The organism is Mycobacterium timonense (genome assembly GCF_025821985.1).
Lineage (GTDB): Bacteria > Actinomycetota > Actinomycetes > Mycobacteriales > Mycobacteriaceae > Mycobacterium > Mycobacterium avium.
This window is the reverse complement of record NZ_JACKSY010000032.1, coordinates 1-22,834: the sequence shown is the minus strand read 5'-3', so window position 1 is coordinate 22,834 and position 22,834 is coordinate 1. Positions and strand designations below refer to the sequence as shown.

Annotated in this window: 22 protein-coding genes; 4 read left to right on the top strand and 18 right to left on the bottom strand. The window is 64.9% G+C overall.

Annotation, left to right across the window (positions count from 1 at the left end; genetic code table 11):
- The first annotated feature begins 61 nt into the window (after positions 1–61).
- Positions 62–271 carry a DUF6247 family protein gene (locus H7I87_RS09845; RefSeq protein ID WP_244179166.1) on the top strand — a complete coding sequence of 70 codons (210 nt, stop codon included), beginning with the start codon at positions 62–64 and terminating at the stop codon, positions 269–271.
- An 82-nt stretch (positions 272–353) separates the two neighbouring features.
- Here the strand turns inward: H7I87_RS09845 and H7I87_RS09840 are convergent, their stop codons facing one another.
- From H7I87_RS09840 to H7I87_RS09810, 7 genes are all read right to left on the bottom strand, one after another.
- Positions 354–1,004, bottom strand: a complete 651-nt coding sequence (locus tag H7I87_RS09840; RefSeq protein ID WP_139800201.1) for a hypothetical protein — start codon at positions 1,002–1,004, stop codon at positions 354–356.
- Positions 1,001–2,011 (bottom strand): C40 family peptidase, encoded by a 1,011-nt coding sequence (locus tag H7I87_RS09835; protein WP_083071724.1) that lies wholly within the window; start codon positions 2,009–2,011, stop codon positions 1,001–1,003. Before H7I87_RS09835 ends, H7I87_RS09840 begins: the two co-directional genes overlap by 4 nt.
- Before the next feature lie 37 nt (positions 2,012–2,048).
- Positions 2,049–2,414, bottom strand: a complete 366-nt coding sequence (locus tag H7I87_RS09830) for a hypothetical protein (RefSeq protein WP_139800200.1) — start codon at positions 2,412–2,414, stop codon at positions 2,049–2,051.
- Between the two features lie 43 nt (positions 2,415–2,457).
- On the bottom strand, positions 2,458–2,814 hold the full coding sequence (locus H7I87_RS09825) for a hypothetical protein (protein ID WP_139800199.1): 357 nt from the start codon (positions 2,812–2,814) through the stop codon (positions 2,458–2,460).
- Positions 2,815–2,889: 75 nt separating this feature from the next.
- A complete protein-coding gene (locus H7I87_RS09820; RefSeq protein ID WP_083071721.1) occupies positions 2,890–4,146 on the bottom strand; it encodes a PPE domain-containing protein in 1,257 nt (418 codons plus the stop codon).
- Positions 4,147–4,264: 118 nt separating this feature from the next.
- Positions 4,265–4,507: a hypothetical protein gene (locus H7I87_RS09815; RefSeq protein ID WP_244179165.1), complete on the bottom strand. Its 243-nt coding sequence runs from the start codon at positions 4,505–4,507 to the stop codon at positions 4,265–4,267.
- Between the two features lie 190 nt (positions 4,508–4,697).
- Positions 4,698–5,645: an ESX secretion-associated protein EspG gene (locus H7I87_RS09810; protein WP_244179164.1), complete on the bottom strand. Its 948-nt coding sequence runs from the start codon at positions 5,643–5,645 to the stop codon at positions 4,698–4,700.
- Positions 5,646–5,728: 83 nt separating this feature from the next.
- On the opposite strand from H7I87_RS09810, the gene H7I87_RS09805 reads away from it, so the two are divergent.
- Complete coding sequence (locus tag H7I87_RS09805; protein ID WP_139800198.1) at positions 5,729–6,451, top strand: hypothetical protein; 723 nt, start codon at positions 5,729–5,731, stop codon at positions 6,449–6,451.
- A 217-nt stretch (positions 6,452–6,668) separates the two neighbouring features.
- Here H7I87_RS09805 and H7I87_RS09800 read toward each other — a convergent pair whose 3' ends face one another.
- Positions 6,669–7,214 carry a sensor domain-containing protein gene (locus H7I87_RS09800; protein WP_158084971.1) on the bottom strand — a complete coding sequence of 182 codons (546 nt, stop codon included), beginning with the start codon at positions 7,212–7,214 and terminating at the stop codon, positions 6,669–6,671.
- Positions 7,215–7,537: 323 nt separating this feature from the next.
- Between H7I87_RS09800 and H7I87_RS09795 the strand changes: the two genes are divergently transcribed.
- The gene (locus H7I87_RS09795; RefSeq protein WP_158084972.1) at positions 7,538–7,708 is read left to right on the top strand and encodes a hypothetical protein; all 171 of its coding nucleotides are present in this window, start codon (positions 7,538–7,540) and stop codon (positions 7,706–7,708) included.
- 161 nt (positions 7,709–7,869) lie between these two features.
- Here the strand turns inward: H7I87_RS09795 and H7I87_RS09790 are convergent, their stop codons facing one another.
- The 10 genes from H7I87_RS09790 to H7I87_RS09745 all read right to left on the bottom strand — a co-directional run bounded on the left by H7I87_RS09790 (position 7,870) and on the right by H7I87_RS09745 (position 21,079).
- Positions 7,870–8,202 carry a hypothetical protein gene (locus H7I87_RS09790; RefSeq protein WP_083071718.1) on the bottom strand — a complete coding sequence of 111 codons (333 nt, stop codon included), beginning with the start codon at positions 8,200–8,202 and terminating at the stop codon, positions 7,870–7,872.
- Positions 8,203–8,459: 257 nt separating this feature from the next.
- Positions 8,460–9,980: a type VII secretion protein EccE gene (gene eccE, locus H7I87_RS09785; protein ID WP_167380309.1), complete on the bottom strand. Its 1,521-nt coding sequence runs from the start codon at positions 9,978–9,980 to the stop codon at positions 8,460–8,462.
- A gap of 68 nt (positions 9,981–10,048) precedes the next feature.
- A complete protein-coding gene (gene mycP / locus H7I87_RS09780; protein WP_139800197.1) occupies positions 10,049–11,443 on the bottom strand; it encodes a type VII secretion-associated serine protease mycosin in 1,395 nt (464 codons plus the stop codon).
- On the bottom strand, positions 11,443–12,939 hold the full coding sequence (eccD, locus tag H7I87_RS09775) for a type VII secretion integral membrane protein EccD (protein WP_083071729.1): 1,497 nt from the start codon (positions 12,937–12,939) through the stop codon (positions 11,443–11,445). Before eccD ends, mycP begins: the two co-directional genes overlap by 1 nt.
- 40 nt (positions 12,940–12,979) lie before the next feature.
- Positions 12,980–13,282, bottom strand: a complete 303-nt coding sequence (locus H7I87_RS09770; protein ID WP_083071715.1) for a hypothetical protein — start codon at positions 13,280–13,282, stop codon at positions 12,980–12,982.
- 64 nt (positions 13,283–13,346) lie between these two features.
- Positions 13,347–15,470: a MinD/ParA family ATP-binding protein gene (locus tag H7I87_RS09765; RefSeq protein WP_264002653.1), complete on the bottom strand. Its 2,124-nt coding sequence runs from the start codon at positions 15,468–15,470 to the stop codon at positions 13,347–13,349.
- A gap of 68 nt (positions 15,471–15,538) precedes the next feature.
- Complete coding sequence (locus tag H7I87_RS09760; protein ID WP_083071817.1) at positions 15,539–17,710, bottom strand: hypothetical protein; 2,172 nt, start codon at positions 17,708–17,710, stop codon at positions 15,539–15,541.
- Complete coding sequence (locus H7I87_RS09755) at positions 17,707–20,355, bottom strand: putative type IV secretion/conjugal transfer ATPase (RefSeq protein WP_083071816.1); 2,649 nt, start codon at positions 20,353–20,355, stop codon at positions 17,707–17,709. Before H7I87_RS09755 ends, H7I87_RS09760 begins: the two co-directional genes overlap by 4 nt.
- A 3-nt stretch (positions 20,356–20,358) precedes the next feature.
- Positions 20,359–20,667 (bottom strand): hypothetical protein, encoded by a 309-nt coding sequence (locus H7I87_RS09750; protein ID WP_083071815.1) that lies wholly within the window; start codon positions 20,665–20,667, stop codon positions 20,359–20,361.
- Between the two features lie 37 nt (positions 20,668–20,704).
- Positions 20,705–21,079 (bottom strand): hypothetical protein, encoded by a 375-nt coding sequence (locus H7I87_RS09745; protein WP_139800249.1) that lies wholly within the window; start codon positions 21,077–21,079, stop codon positions 20,705–20,707.
- Positions 21,080–21,886: 807 nt separating this feature from the next.
- Here H7I87_RS09745 and H7I87_RS09740 point away from each other — a divergent pair.
- Positions 21,887–22,618 (top strand): hypothetical protein, encoded by a 732-nt coding sequence (locus H7I87_RS09740; protein WP_083071813.1) that lies wholly within the window; start codon positions 21,887–21,889, stop codon positions 22,616–22,618.
- The last annotated feature ends 216 nt before the right edge of the window (positions 22,619–22,834 follow it).

The window sequence follows — 22,834 nt, the reverse complement described above, 5'->3', positions numbered from 1 at the left end:
ATCGCGTTCGACCCTAGAAACCACGGCCACAATGCGGGTTGGCGCTGAAGGGAGCGGACCGGTGATCCGCGCGGTTCTGGCTGAGTTCGCGCCGGACGACGTGGGCGAGTTCGAAGCAGAGTTCCGCATCGCCCTCGCTGAAGCTGACGACACCTTCGACCTGGCTCCGGTCCACGCCGCGGAGGAACGTGCAGCGGTGGCCAGGGCTCGCGCCGGCGATTTCTGCGGAATTCGTGCGAGGACTGCTACCGGAGATTGGATCGAGCTGTAGTGCCACGCGCGTCGGGCCGCGAGATACGCCTCACTGCAAGGCGACTCGTCATCGATGCGTTTGAGTCCCGTTGGGAGCGCGGCTAATCGATCCAGCAGGTCAATCCGGCGACCATCAACGATCGTGCATCACGCAGGTAGGCTTCACGCACGTCGGAGGGAAGTCTTAGCCACTGCTGCCCATGCCGAAACGCCAGCACCGCCGCCACTGTGGTAGCGAATCGATCCCGCCGGGCGTGGCCCGCCGCCGGCGGGGAACTAACAACCGCCGGCGCGGGCGGAACGGGTGCAGGAGTGGTGACGCCGTGCAGCTGCTCGAATTCACGCATGTACAAGCGGCGGGCCTCTTCGGATACGGTCACCGCGATGGACACCCATGCGTCCCAGTCTTCGGGGTCGAGGTGCTCCATCTCCGGCGACACATCGATACCGCCGGCGCGATCCCAGCCCGAGTGCCGCGCGTGTACGAAGTCGACCCACCACTGCATAGCCCGATCAAACTCGGCGGCTTCGACCTCGAGTTCTGGTGACGGATTGGGGCCGGGGTCTCGATCTTCCCAAATGCGCGTCAAGCCCTGATCGACAAGTGCTGCAGCGTCTTTGAGGTATTCCGCTTGGGTCTGCTCGGGCAGGTACGCCCATGAGCTGCCGTGTCCTTCCGCCAGGTGTGCGGCGATCGCTGCTTCCAGCGCGGCCCGTTCTGAAAGCGGTGATCCCACCCGGTCGGCGATCACGCGACCATCCGGCGGAATTCGCCGGGCTGCAGCGGGCTGATCTTGACCGTCTGGCCCGACGAGGGCGCCTCAGCGACCTGGCTGTTTCCGATGTAGACCTGGACGTGCTCCGGTGGCCGGCCTGCTGATGCGGGAAAGAACAGGTCGCCTGGCTGCGCCTGGCTGGGGCTGATCGCAATGCCCTGCGCGTACTGTGCCTGCGAGCTGTGAGGGATGACGTGGCCGGTCAACTGGTAGGTGATGTATTTGGCGTAGCCACTGCAGTCGAACCCCACCTTGTTGTAGTCACCGGCCCGGTCAGCCGGGCCTCCCCCGTCGGAGATACCCCGGGTGGGACCACCCACGTCGCCGCCGCCCCACGCGTAGGGAACACCCAGCGTGGCGCGGACCAGTTCCTGAACGCGACCGCCTTGACCCGGCAGGGCCGCACCCATCGCCTGCGATGCGGGGCCCCCATCGCCTAACGGATTGGTGGCGGCACGCTGTAATAGTTCGTTCAGCAGCGGCGAAATCGCACCCGCTGAACCCAGCATCGACTGAGTCGGCGCCGTCAAGGCTTGTGTCGGGATGCTCGGCAGCTGCGGCAAATTGGGCGCGGTCTGCGTGGTCGGCATCGGCGAATCGTAGGAGCCGGCGCCGACGAGCTTGGCCAGATCGGCGGCACTTAGCCGGGGTCCTTCGCGCCCCAATCCGCCCGGGCCGAGGCCTCCTTTTCTGCCGAGCGCACCATCTTTGAGGTTGGTGTCTAATCCGCCCGTCCGTTGGGCGTTGGTGCCGTCCTGGGCGCCCAGGCCGTCGGAGGCTGACCTACCGGTTTGTGAGGTAGTCCCCGCGTCGGTGAGCGCCTGCTGGGAACTTGTCACTTGGTCTCCGACCGCGTCGGCGACCCGCGCATCCAGGCCGGCCGGGCCCGCCTGGGGCAGTGTGCTGCCGGCGGAGTCGAATTGACCGGCGAGCTTCGCCATTGTGCCGGCCGCCTCTTGCGGATTCAGCCCGATCTCGGTCATCGGCTCGTCCTCACTCGATCACGTCAGCGTTCGCGCGCTACAGATTGGCGATCTTGCTCGCGTGTGTTTGCTCATTGCTTTCGAACGAGTCGGCCAGCCCCTGGAGCGCCTCGGCGTCGCGGCGCACATTGTCGCGGGCCTGCTCGATGTTCTTGAGCACCTTGCCGTTTGCGGTGTGCAGCGCGTCCAGAAGGGGCGAGAAGTAGGGCGCGGGACCGCCGCTAACGGTGTGGTCGGCTGCCTCGCGAGCGGTCGTGTCGTGTAGATCCTTGATTTCGGGCAACAACGACTCGATATCCTCGGCCACTCCGTGCAGCGACGCCGCGACCCCGCGCAACACATCCGGGTTCGCTTGGATGGTGCCGCTGCGTCCAGCCAGGCCAGGACTGTCTGAAGTCGACATTGCTTTCCCCCCTTACTCTGCTGCTCTTAGGTTAACTGACCGATTACTGATACGCGGTGCGCGGCGCGGCCGGTGGCGGCGCGGGCGCGGCGCCGTCGCGGCCGGGCGCGGCCGGCACCGCGTGCGCTGGTTCGGCCTTGGTTAAGTAGGTCACCCACCGGGTCACCCCGCCGATGATGAGTATCAAGCCGATCAGCGATACCACGGTGTGGGCGTCGATCCCGACCGCGGGGTACGCCATCGGGAAAGTGGCGATGTGCGGCTGGGCGGCGGCAGTCAAGATGTTCAGGGTTACCCACGCGCTCGACAACGCGGGAATGTAGGCGCCGACAAACCATATCGCCAAGGCGAGCAGGACCGCCGCCAGCCACACCGGACGGCTTCGTGCTGCGGTTTCCATAGTTAGCCAGCCTCCGCTGCAGATACCCTGCTACCGCGGTCACCAACGCTGGGCATGTTCACCGCGCCGGTTGCCTCAGCGATCGCCGAACAATTCATCGGCTTCGCTTTCTGACGGACCAGACAGCGACACCCTCGTTTGCACAGCCATGATGCCGCTGGATTTGCGGGTGCCGCTGGATTCTCCTGCCCCGTGCGCTGCCGGGGCCATTCCGCCGCCGCCATAGAGTCCTCCACCGGATCCTGCACCGGCGGGTGCGACCGCGAGTTCGGACTGCTTGGTCGATACGCCCGAGAACACAGGCTGGCTCCGTGGAGGCGGGCCGGAGGAGCCCATGTAGGCACCAGAAGCCATCATCGCCCCGCCGAGACCTCCACCGAAGCCGACCGGACCGACACCGGCCGCATCGCTACCCTCTGATACCGCCGTTCCACCGAACGCTGCGGTCGAGGGCCCGCCGATCCCGAACGCAGCGGCGTCACTGGCATTGAGGTTTCCTCCCATGTTTGAGATCAGCGAAGTGAACGGCGACATCAGCTGTTGCGCAGGGGAACCCAGCTGGCCGGCGGCACTGGCACCCTGCCCGAGAAGCTGACCGGGCGCGGAGAACAGCTGCCCGGCTGAACCCAGCAGCGAGGACATCGACTGACCGGGCCCTTCGGCACCGGTGGCAGCACCTTGCCCGGACTCGGCCACCGATTGACTTAGGCCCTGCATGGCACTTTGGCTGGCGGCGCCGACGCCGGCTTTGGCGGCGGCCTGGGCGGTAGCGTCGGCCAGTTGCCCTCCCGCGGCGGCCAGCGACGCCAGCGGCGGCGGCGGCCGCACCGGCTTGGGGATCGTGGCGGTGGTCACCGCCTCGTCGTAGGTCATCATCGTCGCACCGTTTTGCGCCCAAAAATCCCCGTACTGGCCGTTGAGGAACAGAATGAGGCCGCTGTTGATCCCCAAGAAGTTGGTCATCTCAGCGATCAGCTCCGAAGCGCGGTTGGCGTTAACGGCGGCCAGCGGAATCATCGAGCCCTGGCCGGCAGCGTAGGCAGTCGCCACCGCCTCACACGCCGCCGCGTTGGCGATCGCGGCGACTTCCATCTCCCCGAGCCATTCCATGAACTCCATCGCCGCAGCACCCATCGCCGTCGGCGCAGCACCTTGCCAGTTGACACCCATCACAGCCAGCTGACTGGTGAAGATTCCCATTGCCTCGACGACCATGGCACCAAATCCGAGCCACATGGTGGCCGAGGTCATCCAGCTTTCCGGGCCGGTGCCGGTCTCGAAACGCCCGGCGTTGATCTCCGGTATGTAGGCAGTCCAGGGCTCAACCGCCACGACATCCCCCTCCGATACCGTTCAACCGGCCCAGCGCCGAGCAGCTATCAGCGCGACCGCCCGCGCCCGGTGAACCGCAGCGCGCCACGGCCATTGACACCTGAATGGCGCCGGGACGTCAGACCAGTTGCGCGACCGCGTTGCCGGCGTCGGTCACCTCGGTCGCCGCGCTGGCCGAAAGGATGGCGCCGTTGAGCTCCATCATCTGCTCGATCCCGAGCGCGAAGTGCGTCGCGAACAGCGCCGAACTTGCCTTCTGCTGGGCCATCGCCATTGCCGAGGCACCCTCATTGCCGGCCGGCGTGATCGCTTGCGACGCCCCCTCATTGGCCGCAGCAACCCCGGCCAGCTCAGCCTGCATCGCCTGCAAAGTGCCGACCGACGCCGCTATACCAGCGAAGCTCGTCATCCCTACTACCGACATCGCGGTCTCCCTTCCCCCAGTAGGGCACCAAATATGGCTAACACAATATCGCATCAGTGCGTGTATGCGCGGCGCGAAACGTCAACCTTCCTGCCTTGATAGGCGCGGTTGCACCGTGCAGTGGCGCTCATCGCACCGTGATCGCGGCGGCATCGGCGGCGTCGAGGCCCTCGCGTAACGCCGCCACAGCCCGGGCCAGGCTTTCGACCGAACCGGGTTCATAGGTCACCCAGGGCCGCTGGTCCACGGCGCGCACCGGATAGCTGACCACAATCCCGGTCTTGGTGCCGCCGAAAAACAGCACCCCAGCGGCGTTTTCATGTGCAGTGCGCCGGCCAGTGGGTGTAGCGCAGGTGACGGTGATCTGCGCCGCAGCGACGTTGTCCTGGCGAAGCAATTCGGCGATGACCGCTCGCGATTGCGCTGAGACTCCCGCCGACCGCAACTGCGCAGTGGTCGAGGACACCACCTTCTTACGTTCCTTGGGGTCAGCAGTGCGCGGAGCGCTCAATTTCCGAGGACCGCTGTGCGGGGCGGGAATCGACACACGCGGCATCGGATAGGGCGCCCAACGCTGTCCCGGATCAAGGACAGTGAGCAGAATCTTTGCGACTTGGCGCTCAACGTCGCTGTCGCGCGGCCCTTCTACAGGGTCACTGCTGATGTCGATGTCGCCGTTGGCCAGCACGGCAGTAGTGACCCGATGCTCCAACACCGAGACCAAAAACGTGGCCCGGGGAATGTCGCGCACCGCGTACTGCACGCCGTATTGGAAAAGCTCCCTGGGCAAGTCTGCGGTGATCGGCCGGCGCTCGTTGTACAGAAGCACGATGCCCCACACCGCCCACTCGTAGTTGACCAGGCCCGTGAACAACTTTTCGGCCTCGGGATTGAGGGTTTCGGTAGCGCCGTCGACGATGCGCCAGCGGATCAGGTCCTGCCACAGTTGCGGGCCGAGGTCGGCGATCGGCATCGGCCCTAATTCCATGGGTAAGCGGTCCAGTAGACCGCGGCGATGCAGTTCGATCAGATGCCGCTGGTCGAACCGGTCGCGTCGCCAATCCCCCTCAGCCACAAGAAGAGCCTCCCCCCGAGCTCGCGCCGAAACACCAACATTGCTAAACTTGAGTTTAGCCTTTTGGTATGGGTATTTCCGGGTTGGTCCGCGGCGTGCGGGCCAAAATGTCGGCCGCTGCTCCGCTGGCCGCCTCGTTGTTTCGCCCGGCGGCCGGTGCAGCGCCCCGACGCCGGCGCTGGATTGTCCTAGTTGGCTTCCTGGTTGCGGCCACAGCGGCGTTTTCCGCGCTGACGCAAACACCGATCATCATCGCCAATACCGCCGCCGCGGCGCTGTTCGGTGTTTTCGACGAATCCGACGCCGAGCAAGACAGTCGGCCGCCCAATATCTGCGCACCGATTCCCGAAGCGACACCCACGCCTACGGCTGCACCGGGCGACACGAACACGCCCGCCGCGACAGCAGCAGCCCCCGACGCGCTCGGGCCTGACGGGAAACCCACACCGGCCGCCATGGACGTCATCAAACAGATACCTGTCGGTGGCGACGTCGACGCCGCCACCGCGTGGATCCTGTTCCGCCTGGCCCACCCCCACGACACCCGGGTCGCTGACTACAAGGCATTCGACGACGCCTACGCCTCCACCCGGGCGGCCATGTCCGCACAGGCCACCCCGTTGGATGTAGTCGCAACGATGGATCCCGGCGCCAACTACTCGCCGTATCTGCTTCTCGCGCAAGCTGCCTCATACCGATTGTTACGGCAAGGCACACTGACGGCTACCGACCAGCAGACCCACGACCTCATCACTAGTTTGGCAACCAGCTGCGCCGGCCACGAGCATGCCCACGAGTTGTCCTGAGCCGCAGTGGTATCCAGATCAACAGACAACACCGACCGCCCTAAACCTAACCACCGGCTTACGCCCGGAAACCAACCCAGATCGGCTAACCCTCGATAAATGGCGGGCTTACACCGATGATTCCACGGCCAGGTTTTCGGCGCGGCATGTAGCCCTCGAAATTGTTCTCACTAACGTGGGTCCGCTGCGGGGAACCTTGCCCTTGGTGCAAAAAAGCTCACCGTGTGATTCGGCCGGTGATCGTCTGGATCATGGTCTGCGTTATCTCCTCTGAATTCCGAAAGCCCAGCACCGAGACCTGCATGAACACTGCCGATTTCACCCGATACATCGATGATGTTTCCGAATCCGGGTACGTGAGCACCACCGTGGAGGGATCGGGCATAGTCACCGTGTAGTCGTAGTACCGGACGTGCAGTTCCGAACAGGCTTTCAGCGTCGGAACGAGGCGTTCGAGTGCGGCGCGTGCGGCCGCCGATTGCGGGTAAATACTGATGTTCTGGATGACGTCCAGCATCTTGGTGGCTCCCGGGTATTGCCTGCCGCCGACCACGACGCTCGGTCCGGGCATGTCAGCGGTGTAGGCCGTGGAGCGAAATTGCTGCCAGCCAGCGCCGAAGGTGGCTTCTTGATCGTTGGCCGCCTGGCAGGGAGGTGGGGCATCCGAATCGAAGTGCTTGGGCCGCTGCGACACTCCCTGGGCGGCCTGCTGCAAGCCGTAGTCGTTGGCGATGCGCCGCGCGTCCTCGACGCTGACCAGCAACGAGTCCGCGTCCAGTCCTGGCACAGGCGCCGCGGGCGGGCTGCTGCTCCCCGGGGTTGCAGGCGGGCTGTGGCTCGCCGACGGTGGGGCGGTTCGAGAGCACGCCGTCATCGCGAGCGCCACACAGCACAGCACCGTGGCGGCCTTGCCGAGCGCGGACAAGAAACTCTGGAGCGCAGACATTCGTGCCACCTTTCATCGACGTGGCGGCGGCCAACGAAGCCCCGGTCACCGATGCGAAACAATACCGTTCGACCGCCTCACGCGTCGCAGCGCCGCGGAGGGCCGCAGCACCATCACGCGGCCTGCTCCCACGCCGGAGCGTGACCCCAACGGTGTTGCCGTTCACCGGGATCCGTGACCCGTCGATGTGGCCGTCGGCGCCGGCGGGCCCGGTCTACGCCACCGACGGCACCACGCACAGCGACAGCCCCAACAGTGACCGGGTCCCCAAACCCGACTCCGGCGCCGACGGCGCGCCGCCGAGCTGGTAAGCCCAGGAATAGACGCCGGCGGTGTTGCCCGGCACAACGAAGGTAGACCCGTCCTCACCGATTTCAGGACGGCCCGCAGGACTCACCGCGAATACCGTTCGGAGGCGACGCGCTCAAGTTCCGTTCGAATCACGATGCCACGCGCACGTGTGTTCAGCGGCTTAGCCCACAAAGGTGTATGCGAATGGGATCGTCTGTGGCATCTCGGCGACGGTGTAGACGGCGCAGGCCATCACCACCGCTGCAGCTCCAATCCAGAACGCCGAGCGTCGTTGCTGCATCCATATCGGCGCCCGGCACGAGCGCCTGCGGGTCCACAGGAAAGTAAGCGCAACCACCGCGACTGCTATGAACGGTGCCGCACCGAAGGCGGCGAACAGCAGGAACGGCGCCGAGACAAGGAACGCGGCGAGGTAGACGCCGTATCCGGCGAGTACACCCGCAATCGCGCATGTCGCCCACGCTAAGCCGCTCCGAACGTCGGCGATGCTCATGAGTCCAGCGTAACGCGGCTGTTTTGGATGACGGCCGGATGTTGTCCGCACATGTCGGGTCGGCTTGAGAACACCTGCGGCGCTGGCGTTTCGAGGGAATGAGCGTGCCCCGTGACGCGGGCCGAGATGCGGTCTCAGATTCATCGTGGACAACATGTCTCACACGACCCGGCCAGCAGCTGCGGCCGAATCGGTTGCACTTCTACCGATAAGCTCCCAAGACACCAGGCCATCGATATGTCGCGGACCGCGCGGTTTTACGAGGCGGTTGCGGCATGCCGCGGCGCGCGGGGCCGCAGGGTGAACACATTCTGCTCGGCGTTGGAGACTGACCAGCGATAGCGCGTCTGCCCTGTCGGGGTTGTCAGCACGCACTCATCAGGGCCCGCGACGATGCCGTAGTCGATGCGCCGGGGCTCGGATGTCGTCCACACCAACCGAACCTGGTTGGGATGGGACTGTTTGGTCACTCCTTCTTGCGCTGTCACCACGATGTCGGCATCCGGGCGCCGGTCGTGGGTGGCGCCGATCCGGCGGGCGAACACCTGCCATTCCTCGCCGGGCAAGCTGATGTCGATACTGCGTCCGCTGGTCGCCAGCCGCAGGAGCAATTGCTGGCACAGCGCCGCGGGCGCTACCACGTAGAACGGCTCGCTGCCCACTGTGAAGTTCACGAACACCTGTGCGCGGGTCCTGGTCAATCCGATGAACGTGCCGACACCTGCTGCGTACAACGGCATAGGGAATTCCTCTGCCTGGCTTAACGTCTTACCCGGCACCGCGCTGGTGGGTATCGTGCGCATGGCAGGAATCGCTGCGGTGAGAATGTCGCCCTGCTGCCCGTATTGGCGGCGCAGCCCGATCGCACGCACGGTACTAAGCGCCGACTTGTCGGTGTCGAGATATCCCACGTACATTTCGGCGTGATCACTGCCGTCGCGGTTGCGGGTAAAGCGCAGGATCTGCAGGGTGCGATGGGTGTTGAGTTTCAACCATTCCCGGTAGCTGGCCGGCGTCCACGCCGAGCGGATGGGTGTGAACATTGAGGCCCGCATCGCTTTAGCCCCGCACGACCCCCAGTGCTCATGGTCGAGCTGTTCGATGAGGACCCCGCTGAACTGGCTCTGCAGCGCCGCGAGGTCGTCTTCGCTGAGAAGCCGTGCATTCCAACCCAATTGGCTTAGCCTGCGCCGGATCCGTTCGGCGGCAATGGTGACGGTTCGGCTCAGCCCGACCGCGACACCGTCGTTGCCCTGGCGCGCGTAGACGCTGTCGAGTGATCGGTCCAGCGCGATGCTGACTTCCAGCACTGTCCTGCCGTACAGCAGCGCCCCGACCGGGCCGACCGCGGCATGACAGACCGTCGCAAGCTGGGATGGCTCATCGTATTTGTAGCCCAGCGTCAGCAATGTCACGTGGTCGCAGTGGATGTCGAACTGGGTTAGTTCCTCCCGGATGGCGTCGACGGGAATCCGCCGGATCGTGGTCTCCTGTTCGGCGCCGATGATGGTGGTTTCGTAGGGCTGGGGCAGCAATTCGATGTACACGCTGGCGCGGCGCCCATCCCAGGTGTGCCCGGTTGTCTCGGCGGCGAATAGCGCGATCTCATCGCGTGGACTGCGCTGAAACGTGAGTCGTTTCCACAGCCATCCGAGCAGGGTTCGTGACCGCAGCGTCACCACTGCGAGCGACGCCGCGACGGCAGCCGCCGCCGCGGCGATCTCGATGACCTGGTACCCGGGCCGGTTCACCAGCGCCGCGGCTAGCACGGCGATCATCGTGACCACCGCCAGGAACCACAGATTAGTGGATCGGAACTGCAAGCCCCAGAGACGATCTCGATTCATCAAGAGTCCGATCTGCGAGTAGCGAACACTGTCAGGGCGACCACGGCCAACACTGCAACCGTGGCGCCGAGCGCGATCAGCGACACGTTGCGGGCGGTGTTGTCTTTAGCGGGTGGGGGTTTGGGGGCCGGCGCCGCCACGCTTGGTACGCCGGGAGCCACGATGTCCCCGCGCGGCACATCAGCAGTCAGAGCAGCTTTGGCGTCGATGATGCCCGCGCCCAGGGTGTTGGTGAGTCCTTGGGCGGGTGTGTGCGAGGTGGCCAGAATTCGGTTGATCACCTGATGGGCGGATAGATCTTTGTATTTCTCGCGGATCAGCGCCGCCAGCCCCGACACGTAGGCTGCGGCGAACGAGGTGCCATTGAGTGGAATGGGAGCACCTTTCACCAACGCGGCATTGGTCAGCGCACCTGGTTGAGGTTCAGTGGGGTCTAGGGACACGATGTTCATCGACGGTGCAGCCGCGCCCACCCAGGGCCCGGGCATCGAGTTGACATAGGGGTCGCCGGTGAGCGTTGTTCCTGCCACTGACAACACCAGGTCCGAAAAGTAACTCGGCAACGACACCGAGCGGACACCGTCCCAGTTTCGTGGGTCGCCGGGATTGGCTGGGTCGTAGCCGGGGTTCGGTTGGCAGGTTTGGTGCTGTTGGTCGCCGGTGTTGCCGGCGGCCGCGACGATGACGGCGTCGTGAACCACAGCCGCGTAGTACAGCGCACCGGCCAGTGGGCGCAGGTCTACAGGGCTTCCAGCGTCGTAGCAGGCGGTGATTGACAGGTTGATCACCGTCGCGCCGAGGTTGGCGGCGTGCACGATGGCCTTGGCCAGCGCCATCAGGTTGGCTGCGGATCGGTCGGCTTCACCGTAGCCCGGCGGCAGGTGTTCCTCAGTGAAGGCCGCGCTGGTCTGGCGGATGGAGACGATCTCCGCGCCGGGTGCGACACCGACGAATCCGTCCTTGGGCGAGGGGGCGGCCGCGATGATCCCCGCGATCAGGGTGCCGTGGTGGTCGCAGTCTGACAGGCCGTCGCCTGAGACCAGGTAGTCGCCGCCGCCGCGCAGTCGGGCAAGCCGTGTCACTGGTTGGACGCCGGAGTCGATGACGGCAACCACTTGACCGTCGCCGCGGGCGAAGTTGTGCAGCTCGCCGACTCCGAACACGTCGCTGGCGGGGATGGTGTTGAACTGGGAATCGGCCAGAACTGCTGAGGTGGCGCACACCGTGTTTTGTTTCATCGGCAATGCGGGGGCGGGATCTGCGTCGGGTGGGGCGATATCGGCGGCGAGGTCGATGGTGGGTGGCGCGATGGCCGCCGCAGGCGGGGCATATCCCAGGGCTGCCACCGTCAACGTGACGATCGCCAAAGCGGCGACCCGACCGATCGGGTGCATCAGTGGGCCCGCGCCTTGGAGTACAGGTCCATCACCTGAAAGACAAGGGCGAACACTGAAATGTAGAGCGCCCGGTCGATCAGTTCGAGGACCTTGGCCACGATGGGGCTGACAATGCCGCGCTCCTGGATCGCCAGGATCGTGGCAATAACCATGGCCGCCACCAAGATCCCCAACGCGAGCGCCCCGCGTAGGGTGTTGTCGCTCGAGACCTGCGGCACGGTCAGCAATCCCGCACCGAACGCCCCAAGGGTGGCCGCGGCCGCGATCACCACGATGGCTTGCTCTCGCGCGTCATCGAGGCTTTTCCCGCGGTAGACCAGGCACACAGAGATGACCAGCATGAAGGACCAGATCAGCCATTCATGGGTGTTGAGGCAGCGCCCGACGACCACACTGGCCGACACCAGCACCACCAGCGCTCCGATGAGCAAACCCATTCGGCAAGCGCCTGCGGTCAGAATTTGCTGTTCCTGGTTGTGAATCGATTCCAGTGCGCGGCTTGAGGTTCCGTCGCGCGGCAATGATCCCGCGTCGAGGTTGCCAGCACCTTTGCCGCGCATGAAGGGTTCGCCGGTGGCAGGCACGTAGGGCAGCGAGATCCCTGCGACCGACAGCGCCAGCCGTGATGCGATCAGCACCATGACCAAGCACAGCGCGATCGTCTGGACACCGATAACCACTGTCGGGCTGCGGTAGACAAAGTTGAGCAGGCCGATAAGGATCACCAGCACAGATCCGGCGATCACGGCGTAGTGCAGCCGCAGATGCTTACCGGTCAGCACCGATTGACACACCGCCAAGGCCAGCAGCGTCGAGGCTGCCGCGACCAGTTGGTAGATCCCCAGCGGACGCGGCGTGATCACCAATGCAGCCGTTGCGGCCAACAGATAGGTGATCATCATCAGCGGTACCGGCACCACCGAAAACCGCTCTTTGCGGTCGGTGCGTACCAACACCACCGCGATCGCCGAGCTCACCAGCGCGACCAACCCCATCCCCCCAGCAAGGGCCGCCCGCACCGGCCACCCGGGCTGGTGCGCGCTGGTCCACACCACCGCGGTGGCGCACACCATAGCCACCACCGCCAGCAGCATGTGCAGAGAAATCCGCTTGGAAAACGGTGAATCCCAGGACGGGAAGTGTCGCTTCAGGTAGTAGGTGATCGACTCAGCGACGTTGTCGATCAGCGGCACGTACTTTTCGCCCGGATCGGTCTTGGTCAAAAACAGCCGGGCGCCGTCGAGGATTTTCTCCTCGGCAAGTGTCTTGTCCTCATCCAGCGGCTGGTTACCGAACGTGCACAGGTGCCAGTACGCGTCGGGGTCCCGAAGCCAAGTGGTGTCCTTGTTCTCGGCGTCCAAGTGCTCGATCAGATACGGGATCAGCTCGGCTATCGCGTCAGCGACCGTGAGGTGGCTGTGCAACGGCACGTCCACCCGATGGCCGGGAATCCAGACCTGTGCGCGGCAGAAAACCTGCTGCGATGTCGCCACCATTTCAGTCCTCACTCAAATCTTCAGGCCGGCCGGCGGTTCACTGATGCTCGGCGGCGGAATGATCCTGGCTCGTCTCGCCGGCGCTTGGCCGGCGACGCGCACCATTGCGCTTCTTCGGTGCCTCGTGGCCTTGACTGGCCAGCGCCGCCGGTGTCGCCCACCCGGTTTCGAGGAGCTCGGCGATCTTGGTGCCGTAGGCTTCGGCCGCGGCGTCTTCGGCCGCTTGCGCTTGTGCCACTGCGGCTTTCTTGTCCTGGTAAGACTCTTTGAGATGGTCCAGTTCAGACAGCCGCCCCAACAAAGACTCGGTGATCGCCGCGCGGTCGGTTACCTGTGTCATGGCTGTTCGGTCTTCCCCCTCGTGTGTGGTTTTCTGCTGTGATCGCTGTTGGCTGCAACGGTGTTCAGTTGGCCGGCAGTTTGTCGAGCAAGATCGCGGCGGCGCGCACGAACTGTCGGCGAGTGTTCTTGTCGAGCAGCTCGAGCGAAATCGGGCTGGCTTCGGCCAAGTGCGCGTCGTAGGGGATCTCGAGTACCTCGACCTTCTCGTTCTTGTGGAAGCCGTGCGTGATCGACTCTTCGTCCATGTGCGGTTTGGCCGGGGATTGATGGTTGAGCAACACGATGGTGCGACTGGCCAACTCGGTGAGCCCGCGCGCACGTAGCCACGGCAACACCTCGCTCGCCGGTACGGCGCCGTCACGCGTCGGCGTCACCACCAGGATCAAGGCATCGAGGCTTTCCATGATCGTTTCGAAAGCCGGGGTGGCCGTCGAAGGCTCGGTGTCAACGAGGACGAGCTTGTGGTGGCGGCGCAGCCGCTCAAGCGCGGTGAGGTACTCGTTGGGCGCCAGCGGCTCGGCAATGAGGTCGCGACGTGATCCCAGAACCGACAGCCGATCCCGGTTGCTCAACAAGTGCGCATGCACAGCGTCGATGTTCGCTTCGTCGGCTTCGGGATCATAGGCCAACGATCTGACGTCGCCGCTGACATCGCGGTGATCTTCCTTGACCCGCATGGCCAGGGTTCCACGAGCCACCGTGTCGACGGCCACCACTCCGCCGTCTTGGCGATGGGTGGCAAGCGTCGAACCCAAGCAGATCGTGATCGACGTCTTGCCGACCCCACCTTTGAAGGCCACGACACCGATGGTTTTGCGGTATCGCAGCCGCTTGTTGATCATTGCGATGTCGTGGTCATACGCGATCTCAGCGGCACCTTTGCCCAGCGGGATCCCCATCCGGGAGATGACCGATCGCCACCCTTGCTGGGGTCCCTCGCGGCGGCCGCCCTTCACCGCGAATTCGCGCTCGGTGGTGTGCAAGGAACGTTCCTCATCGAAGCGTGCCTGCGACTCAGCTGGCGGTTGATACGGCCGTCGTGGCGGCGCCACCGCTGGCTGCACACCCGGCCGTTGCTCGGGTCGGGCCGCGTAACCGTATTCCGGCGCCACGTCGTGGGGTGCGCCGACAGGCGGGTACGGCGTATCGGGCGGGCTGTGCCGCCGCGGCGGCACCGCAAAGCTCCGCGGATCCGCGGCCGCTGCCCCGGGACGCCCCGCGTCGGCCGGCAACACTTGGGGCGGACGGCCGCGCGGCGGCTGGCCGGTGGGACGGTGCTCGCCGCCCGGGGCGTAGGCACGGCCGGCGCCCGGCGGCTGCTGCCAGAGCGGCGGGGTAGACGTCGTCGACTCGGGCGGGCCAAACTGGGGTTGCTGCGCCTCGAATGCGGCAGACGGCGCGCCGGCGGGTCGCGGTGGGGGGCCGTAGTCCGGCCGCGGCGCGCGGCTCGGGTCGGGCGCCGGCGGGGCGAAGTCCGAGGCGAACTCACGGGGTGAAGTCGGCCCGGGTGTTGAGGTGTCGTCGACGGCCTTCAGTTGATCGCCGAGCAGGCCCGAGGACTTTGCCCCGCCGAGCAGGGGCGGATCGCGATCGGGGGGCGCGGCTGAGGGGGGCGGGGCGGCCACGGGGACATCCCGGGGCGGCGGCATTGATCCATGCCACAGATTGCCCACCGGCAGCGGGCCGGTGTCCTCTCCGAACTTCCGGACAGGCTCGTCGTTCTCAGCGCCGCTGCCCTGACGATCAACCGCGGCGTGCGCACCGTCGGGGGGCGCCGGAATTACGCCGTTGGATAACCCACTGCCCGCGGCGGCGTCGGGCGCGTCTGCGGCCGTGGGGTCGCTGACGGCGTCGTCCTGTTCGGCGCCAGCGCTATCAGCGATGTCGGGTGCGGCGTGTGCTCCCGGGGCCTCGTCGGCGTCGCTGGCGGCAGTGTGCGCTTGCGCGGTGTCGCCGGATTCGTCTGCAGCATCAGCGGATTCGCCGGAAGAGGCATCGTCGGGTTTGTCGTCGGGGCTGGATTCGTCGGAGGCGCGGGCCCGGGGCGTGATCACCACCGTCTCTTCGGGGTCGCCTGGTTCGCCGGGCGCCGGCGGCGCGTCGTGGGCGGCGGCGCGGCCGGCGACGAACTTGTCGCGCAGGTTTTCCACCTCTGTCGGGTCGGTCTGCGAGGAATCAAATTTCATGGTGGGCATCTTCCGGCATGAGTGAACGATTCTTACGGTGAAGTTTACAGATGTTTGGGTCGTCTGCCTTAGATCGCATCGCCGAAACCTCGCCCAAATCGAGGTTGGGGGCGTATGCGCCCCAACCGGTCAGCCGCGAACACCAACTGCTGCGCCGACTCGTCCTCATCGGCAATGGTCAGCGGCGCTGTGACTCCCCGGGCGCGCAGCAGGTTGCGGTTATAGGTCAACCGTTGCGCCCGAGCGGCCGAATCGAGGATGCTGCGCAGCGCTGGCACTGCCCGTACTTGGTCAACCGGGCTGGGGGCCGTCACCTGCACCGTGTGGTCGCCGGGCGCGCTACCGCGGAACACTGCGGCGCCCACTTCGATGTGGTCGGGCCCCGCATCGCCGTTGCGCCGCTGGTTCAGCGCTGCAGCCTCGTCATGGAACCGATGGGTCATCGCATCGATGCGTCGCCAGTGCGCGTTCATGGTGTCGGCGAAGGCCGCTAACGCTGGGGGAACACCGTCGGCGCCGGCGGCTGGTGTTGGCGCGTCGGGAGCCGGCTGGGCCGGGGGCAGCGGCGACAGCGGAGGGGCCAGCTGCGGGATGCCGGCCCGAAAAAATACCGGCGGCAGCGCACCGGTGAGGTCGGTGCTGATCGGCAGCGTCAGGTCGGACAGTTCCGCGGGTCGACCCACTGCTACCCGGCCACCGGGTTCGACGACGACCACCTTGTTTGGTCCACCTGCGGCGTCGTTGACTTCGCCGATCACCCGTCCCAGCGCTGCCGGTGCGGTGACGTCGTTGCCGTGGACGGTCGCTGCCCGTTCGCCGGGCGGGGCCACATAGGTGTCGGCTCGGGTTAGGGCCGCGGCGAATTCGGGGTTGTCCGCAAGAATGGCTGGCGGCGTCATCGGGGTCCCTTCATCATCACGGCCGGACTGCAGATATCGGTTCCAGTGATCGGTCACCGCGTCTCGGGTCTTGTGGTATTGCCCCATCACCCATGCCTTGGGCTGCTCCCATGTTCCCTGCAGCGCAGCGCCGGCCACCGTCGGGCCGGACTCGGAGTAGAACACCTTCCAGCGGTTGGATCGCTCGATGCGGTCCCGGAAAAGCTTGTAGAGCGTCTCATGGTTCTTCGAGGCCCGCCGGATGCCTTGAGCGACAAGGCAGTACACGACCGCCATCAGCGCGATGGGGATCCACGTCGGAAGGGCTTGCGCCCACGACGCCACCAGGATCAGCAGCCCCGGGATCAGCGCGGCAACGAACCAGTAACCTAATGCCAGCAAGCCGTGCACGCCCGCTCTGGCAAGTGTCCGCGACAGCGGATCATAGGGCCGCCGCTTAAGCATCGCGCCAACCGCGATGTAAACCAGCCCGGTCAGATATACGATGGTCAGCCCAACCTGGTTGAACAGATACACCGCGACGACGCCGACGAAATACAGCATCGCCAGCGCGAACACAACCGCCAGCACAGCAGCGAAGACCGACACCGCGTTCGGTGAGCGGCCTGCCAGCTGTTCGGCGGTCAGACAGCCCGGGTTAGCGGCACCGGTGTTGATCATCGTCGACCACACGCGCGCACACTCGGCCGACAGCTCGCCGCGGTAGTTCATCATGAAGGTCAATGACCGGATGATGTCGACGTTGGCCGAATGCACGCGCGCGCCCACACCGCCCTCGCCGCTGCGGGTAAAAAACGAGGCAAGCCCTAGCAGCCAGTCAAGCGCTTGTCGAATAACCCGAAATGGGTTGGCAGCCAAGATGGCTACCAGGCCGAGTAACAGCACACCGGAGGACAGCCGCGACCATTGCTCTTTGCTGACCTGGGTGGCCGAGCCGGCCGAGCCGCGGCGCACATAGACGATGAACGCCAGAATCCCGAACGCCCCGGTGGCCAGCGCGACAGGCGGAATCGCACCGTAGACCTTTCCGGTGATCCCCCCATACAGGTTGGACAGCGGCTCCAACCACGCGTTGGGGTTGAGGATCACTTCCTGCAACGCGACGGCATGCGCGCCCACGATAAGAAAAAGCTCGTAGAACAGTTCGATCCACGTGGCGAAAAAGCCTGAGCTCCAACTAAATGCCGAGGGGTGCAAGCTAAGTCGGTAGTTGGCCAGTTTGCCGCCGTCGGAGTCGGCGAGGTTGAGCCATCCGATGAACATGTCGCTGACCGGGCCGGCCGACGTGGCTGTGCCCGCTGGCGCATCGGGGAATCCGAACCGCCACTGCGCGAATGTCACTGCGTCACCGCCGCATTCGCATCCGGGCGGGCCGGGTGGGCCGCCAGCTCGGTTTCTCGGATCATCCGCGATGCGGTCGTGTCGGCGTAGCGTCGCCGCGCGGCCAGCAGGTGCGGCATCGTCTGGATCCGGCCGATGTTCGCGCCGTCGTTGTACCACCCTTCCCCGGCGCGGTTTTCTATCGGCATGTTGTTGTTGTCTGGGTCAAGCGGCGAGGTCTCCGACACCATGGTGTGCACCAGCCGTTCGGTCGGCGGCAAGTCTGCATAGGCCAGGGCCGCGGCGGCGTTCGCCCGGGTCTCCTGGCCCAGCAGTACTTTCTTCTTCACCAGGGCGTAGTGCTCGTCGAAATCTTGCGCCAGTTGAGCGCCGGCGATGAAGAAGTTGTTGGCGCGCCGGCCAACTCGGTCGGGCCGCTCCACCAGCTCCAGTAGCACGTCCGAGCCTTTCTGGAAGTGCATTTCGTCACCGGCCAGCACGCACGGCTCCTTGATCGTCGAGAACCGCAGCGTGGTCAGCCGCGCGATCGCCGTGTAAGCCATCGCCGCAAAGCGTTGCGCCTCAGTCGGGGTCGCTGCGCCGCGGTGAACATTGAGCTTGTGGGTGCGAAACACCACAGCATGGGCCTGGGCATCGAACGGCGGGTGTGTAACCACGGTCCCGTCGATCATCGGGTCAATAAACGCATGGGTGTAGGGCTGGCGGGACCAGAAGTTCAGCTTGATCACCAGCTTGCGCGACACCTCGTCACCGATGGCGTGCTCGAGGTGGCTCATCAGTGCGCGGGTGGAGTCGATCCCGAACCGCCTGCGGTAGCCGGGCTCGACGACGGTGGACAGCAGGGCGGCTTCCTCAGAGTCTGAACGCAATTCCAGCAGCGGCAGCCACAGATCCAAAAACAGCCAGGCCGCAATGTCGGGTGGGCAGCACTTGAGCACATCCAGGGACGCTCGCTGCCCGTGGGCGTCGATCCCGCCGAACACATCGATGATCTGCGTGCTGGTCAGGGATTGCGCGAACACGGTGTACTCGCCGTGGTCGGATTGATCGATGATGTGCACATAGCAGAGCGCGTCGATCAGGAATCCGATCATGTCCTTGATCAGATAGGACTTGCCTTTGTTCTTGGCCCCGGTGATCGTCACCGACGCGTTGCCCTTGTCCGAAGCGTTGAAGATGTCCCAGTGCACGATTTGGCCGAGCGCATTCTCTTTGTTCTTGGCGATCGGGACGCCGACGGCGTCTCCGAGCACCGTGCGGCGCACGGGCATGTAGGCGCTGAACAGGTTGGTCGTCGTGGTCTGCTTGATGTCCTCGACAACCGGCGGGCATGACGATCCGGGCATCATCGCCTGCCACAAGTCGAATTGAGCGCCGACCGGAATGTAGGGGGTGAAATCATGTTTGGTGAAATGCTCGCTGAGCTCGGCGATGCGCTGCTCGAGGTATGCCCGGTTCTGGTGGGCGAATGAGAACAGCGCGGCGACCTTCATTCCTCGCGGGTCCCGTTCGCGACGGGCGGTGCGCCGAAAGTTGCGCATCTCGCCGCGGCGGTCGCCGTAGTCTTCGTCGTCGAATTCATCGCGGGTGTTGGCCTGGGCTTCAGCGTTGAGTTCGCGCATCGCTTTGCGCATTCCACGTTTGGTCAGAACTTCTTGATCGAAGTGGAATCGCAGCGCGAAGTCGGCGTCGCAGCCGATCTCCTGATCGACCAGATAGGTGAATGTGTTGATGTCGAAGGTCTCCACCGAGGGATACTGCGAAATCCCCATCTGCACTTGGTAACTCGTGTACCCGTCGGGGAAGTCGGCGTTGCGTGTCTCCACGTTGGCCACCGAGAGCATCTTCCCCCATCGGGTGGTGTGGAAATTGTTGCGCAGCAGCCGATGCCAACTTTCGTCCTTGACGCGCGGCATGGCCGATGGATCCCCATCGGCGATGCGTGCGGCGAGGTTTTCCAGCAGCGCGTCAGTGTCGGCGTTCTTGTTGATGTGGATGTCGGGAAAAGATCGTGGGCTGTCGTCGACAACGCCCCGGGTGACATCGGGGTCGGGCAGCAGCGGCACGGTGATTCCGCGCTGACGGGCCCGGTCGAACACCCATCGCACGTGAGCCTCGGTGGTACGGATTGGCCGGAACTGCCGCGGCAGGGCCTCGAAGTACCGCTTTTCCAGATCGCGGATGATGCGGTGATCGACGCGACTGTGCGGGTCGATCACCGCGACCGAGGACAGTATTTTGTCACGCCAGGACTGGTGGACGGGAAATCCGATCGACAGCCAGAAGATCCGCTGGTACTCCGCATGCTCCCCGGCCAGGATGCGTTGATACAGCGAGTTGAATTGGGCCTCGAGGCCGGGGTAGCGGCCTGGCTCTTCGATGCCTGGTATTCCCTCGGCGCAGCGAGCCATGATGACATCGGGTGGGGTCTGCGCTTTCACACCGAGCAGCAGGAAATCTGCTGCGGGCAGCCGCGACAACGCGTTGAACAGCATGGCGTTGTGGTCTTGGCAAGCTTCGATTTTGCCGGCTTGGTAGGGGTCGGTGTTGATGCCTCGAAGCAGGTAGTTGGCCCATACCGTGCCGTCTTGGTTGAAGATCAGATTTCCAACGCGGCGAGTGATTCTCGGGAAGCAGCCGGCCATCGCTTAGCGCCTTCCCGTGTTGTTGATGACGGGTCGTCGCGTGGTCCGCAAGATCAACCCGAGCTGGGTGAATTCATGCAGGACCCCTTGGGGATCCATACCGTTGATCCATCGCACGATGTGCAGGACACCGAACGCCAGGATCAGCCCCACCGGAACGGCGACCCACGCGTTGCTCACCATGTAGACGATCAGGCCCGCGAAGATAGTGCTGATCAGCGCCACCATCGCCGGTAGCCGCCACCGCAAGCCCAGGATCATCCATTCAACGTCGACCCGGTCGATGTTGTTGAAGACGCGAAACGACCTCACGGCCCCTCCCCCTGATGTTTGGTTTTGACCCGCGGGATCAGCCGCGGTTAAGCCAGCCGACGACGACGTCGATCACAATGTCGCTAATGGCGTACGCCCCGACGAGCAAGCCGACGGCGATAGCGAAATGCTTCAGTTCGTCGACCAGCTTCTTGTCCTTGCCGCCGCCGCCACCGCCGCCAGGACCGGTTTGGGCGCCGGTCTTCTCTGAGTACACCGACAGAATGCGCCAACCGAACACAGCCACGAGCAGCACGCCCAGACTGAGCAGCACCCGGTTGACCAATGAGGCGATGGCGCCGTTGGAAGTCCCATCACCGCCGCTGGTGATATCAGCCAACACTTGCACCGCTTCAGGATGAGCCGCCCACAGCGACGCAGGATCAAATACTCCAAACATGAATCCCCCCATGTCCGTTCTTCCCCCTGTGTCACCTCCAGCTAACGCTGCAGACAACATTGGATTCAGTTCCACCGCGAAACTAACACGCACCGGACGTCAACTCTGGCGGCGAAACTTGCCGACCCGCAGAACTTTCCCGAACCGCCGCCGCGCGGCAGACGGGCGACGCGTTGCCTGCGATCGCCCACGGAGCGCGGCCCGCCGCGACACCCGAGCGCCGGCGAAGGGGGCCAGCAAAGCCATCGGCGTCAAGCGCTGGCGGCGCCCCGATGCGGCCGCGTGCCGCGGGCCGTGGCCGCCCGGCCCCCGCCCCCAAAATTTTGGGCACACGACGTAGCGAGCACCTCAGCAAGGCTGGGACACATCCGCGGCGACGGCCGGGATTGACACGGCAACACCACCCAGGGCGCGTATTACAACGACGTCGTGTCAATCGGAGGCCAGCCCCCACAACATTGCCCGCCCGGCGCCAATACCCGGCCCGGGCTCCCCGTATGGCGCCCGGCGTCGACCCCGCAGCGCCGCGGTGACACGCCCCGCGGGCACCGCGCGCGGTGTGCTCTTCAACGCCGTCGACCTGCGCCTTGCTAGATCCGATCCGACCCTGCCATCACGCCGCATCCACCGACTTGCTGCCCGTGGCCCCTCCCCGGTCCATGCCCGATACGATCCCTGAGCCGGCCAGGCATGACCCACCCCGATCCGCAGGCTGGCCTCCGACCCGGCCCGCACGCCGTAGGCAGTCGGTCGCACAAAAGGCGCGCCGCGTCGCGTCGCCGCCAAAGTGATGGTTATCCACGTCGTACTCTCACGACTGTGAAGGCATATATCTACGCCAGTCCGGCAGGTGCAGAAGCCGGCGTCTTGTCTCAATGCTTCATTGACTTCGCCGAATTGTCCCGCCGCGGATTCCTCAACGAAGACTCCACGGTGTGGGCGAACGCCGAAGCTCCGCACGCCAGCTTTTGGGCGCTCACCGAGCGCAGCCAATACGTCTACGTCTATCGCAGCACCGAACCCGGCTATGTCCGGCTAACTTCCGGGCGCATCCGGTGGGCGCGAACGTTCGACGACACGGTTAAGAAATTCGAGGTGGACCTCGACACGAAAGCTATTCCTGGAGAGCCGGACAAACATCTGACATTGATTGTGAAGCATCGGATGCCGGGACAGACCGTCAAGATTATCGACGAGTCGCGTCGCGATGAGCAGACCGACGGCGTCTTCACGAAGGGTCAGTTAACTGTGATCGACCTACCGGCCTTCAAACCGCCAGCAAACCCGCAGCCGGCCAGCGAGTTCGAAATCAATCACGCGAGATACCACGGTGTCAACCACATGATGTCGACCTTGGATCCCGAGAACGCCGAACTTGTCCGCAAGCATTTGAACCTGTATGCCTTCGACATCGAGCCCGAAACTATCCAGAAACTCAACGAACACCTGGACGTGATCGAAGGTTACGCCAGCCAGTACGCCGAAGTTCTCTACAACCGCCTCGCGACCGCGCTCAACGGTGACGCCACCGACAGCATCGCCAGTGCCTGACCCACGGTCCCTCGTTGCGACGACGCATCGGGGCTGCACCAAATCAATGGGCGACAACGATGTGGGCCGTTCGGGACCTCGCCACGCGGATCTGGGCTTGACCCCGTTTAGTGGACACAGGGTCAGGCGGCTTTTGCCGTCTGAGTGAGTCGGTCTTCGAAGTCGACCGGGGCCATCATATCGAGGGCTGAATGGCGTCGGCGTCGGTTATAGACA

What these genes read in the sequence shown, in the direction of transcription:
- H7I87_RS09835 (WP_083071724.1), bottom strand. Translation starts at nt 2,011, where the DNA reads ATGACCGAGATCGGGCTGAATCCGCAAGAGGCGGCCGGCACAATGGCG.
- H7I87_RS09830 (WP_139800200.1), bottom strand. Translation starts at nt 2,414, where the DNA reads ATGTCGACTTCAGACAGTCCTGGCCTGGCTGGACGCAGCGGCACCATC.
- H7I87_RS09825 (WP_139800199.1), bottom strand. Translation starts at nt 2,814, where the DNA reads ATGGAAACCGCAGCACGAAGCCGTCCGGTGTGGCTGGCGGCGGTCCTG.
- H7I87_RS09815 (WP_244179165.1), bottom strand. Translation starts at nt 4,507, where the DNA reads ATGCAGGCTGAGCTGGCCGGGGTTGCTGCGGCCAATGAGGGGGCGTCG.
- H7I87_RS09790 (WP_083071718.1), bottom strand. Translation starts at nt 8,202, where the DNA reads ATGAGCATCGCCGACGTTCGGAGCGGCTTAGCGTGGGCGACATGCGCG.
- eccE (WP_167380309.1), bottom strand. Translation starts at nt 9,980, where the DNA reads ATGATCGCCGTGCTAGCCGCGGCGCTGGTGAACCGGCCCGGGTACCAG.
- mycP (WP_139800197.1), bottom strand. Translation starts at nt 11,443, where the DNA reads ATGCACCCGATCGGTCGGGTCGCCGCTTTGGCGATCGTCACGTTGACG.
- H7I87_RS09770 (WP_083071715.1), bottom strand. Translation starts at nt 13,282, where the DNA reads ATGACACAGGTAACCGACCGCGCGGCGATCACCGAGTCTTTGTTGGGG.
- H7I87_RS09765 (WP_264002653.1), bottom strand. Translation starts at nt 15,470, where the DNA reads ATGAAATTTGATTCCTCGCAGACCGACCCGACAGAGGTGGAAAACCTG.
- H7I87_RS09755 (WP_083071816.1), bottom strand. Translation starts at nt 20,355, where the DNA reads ATGGCCGGCTGCTTCCCGAGAATCACTCGCCGCGTTGGAAATCTGATC.
- H7I87_RS09745 (WP_139800249.1), bottom strand. Translation starts at nt 21,079, where the DNA reads ATGGGGGGATTCATGTTTGGAGTATTTGATCCTGCGTCGCTGTGGGCG.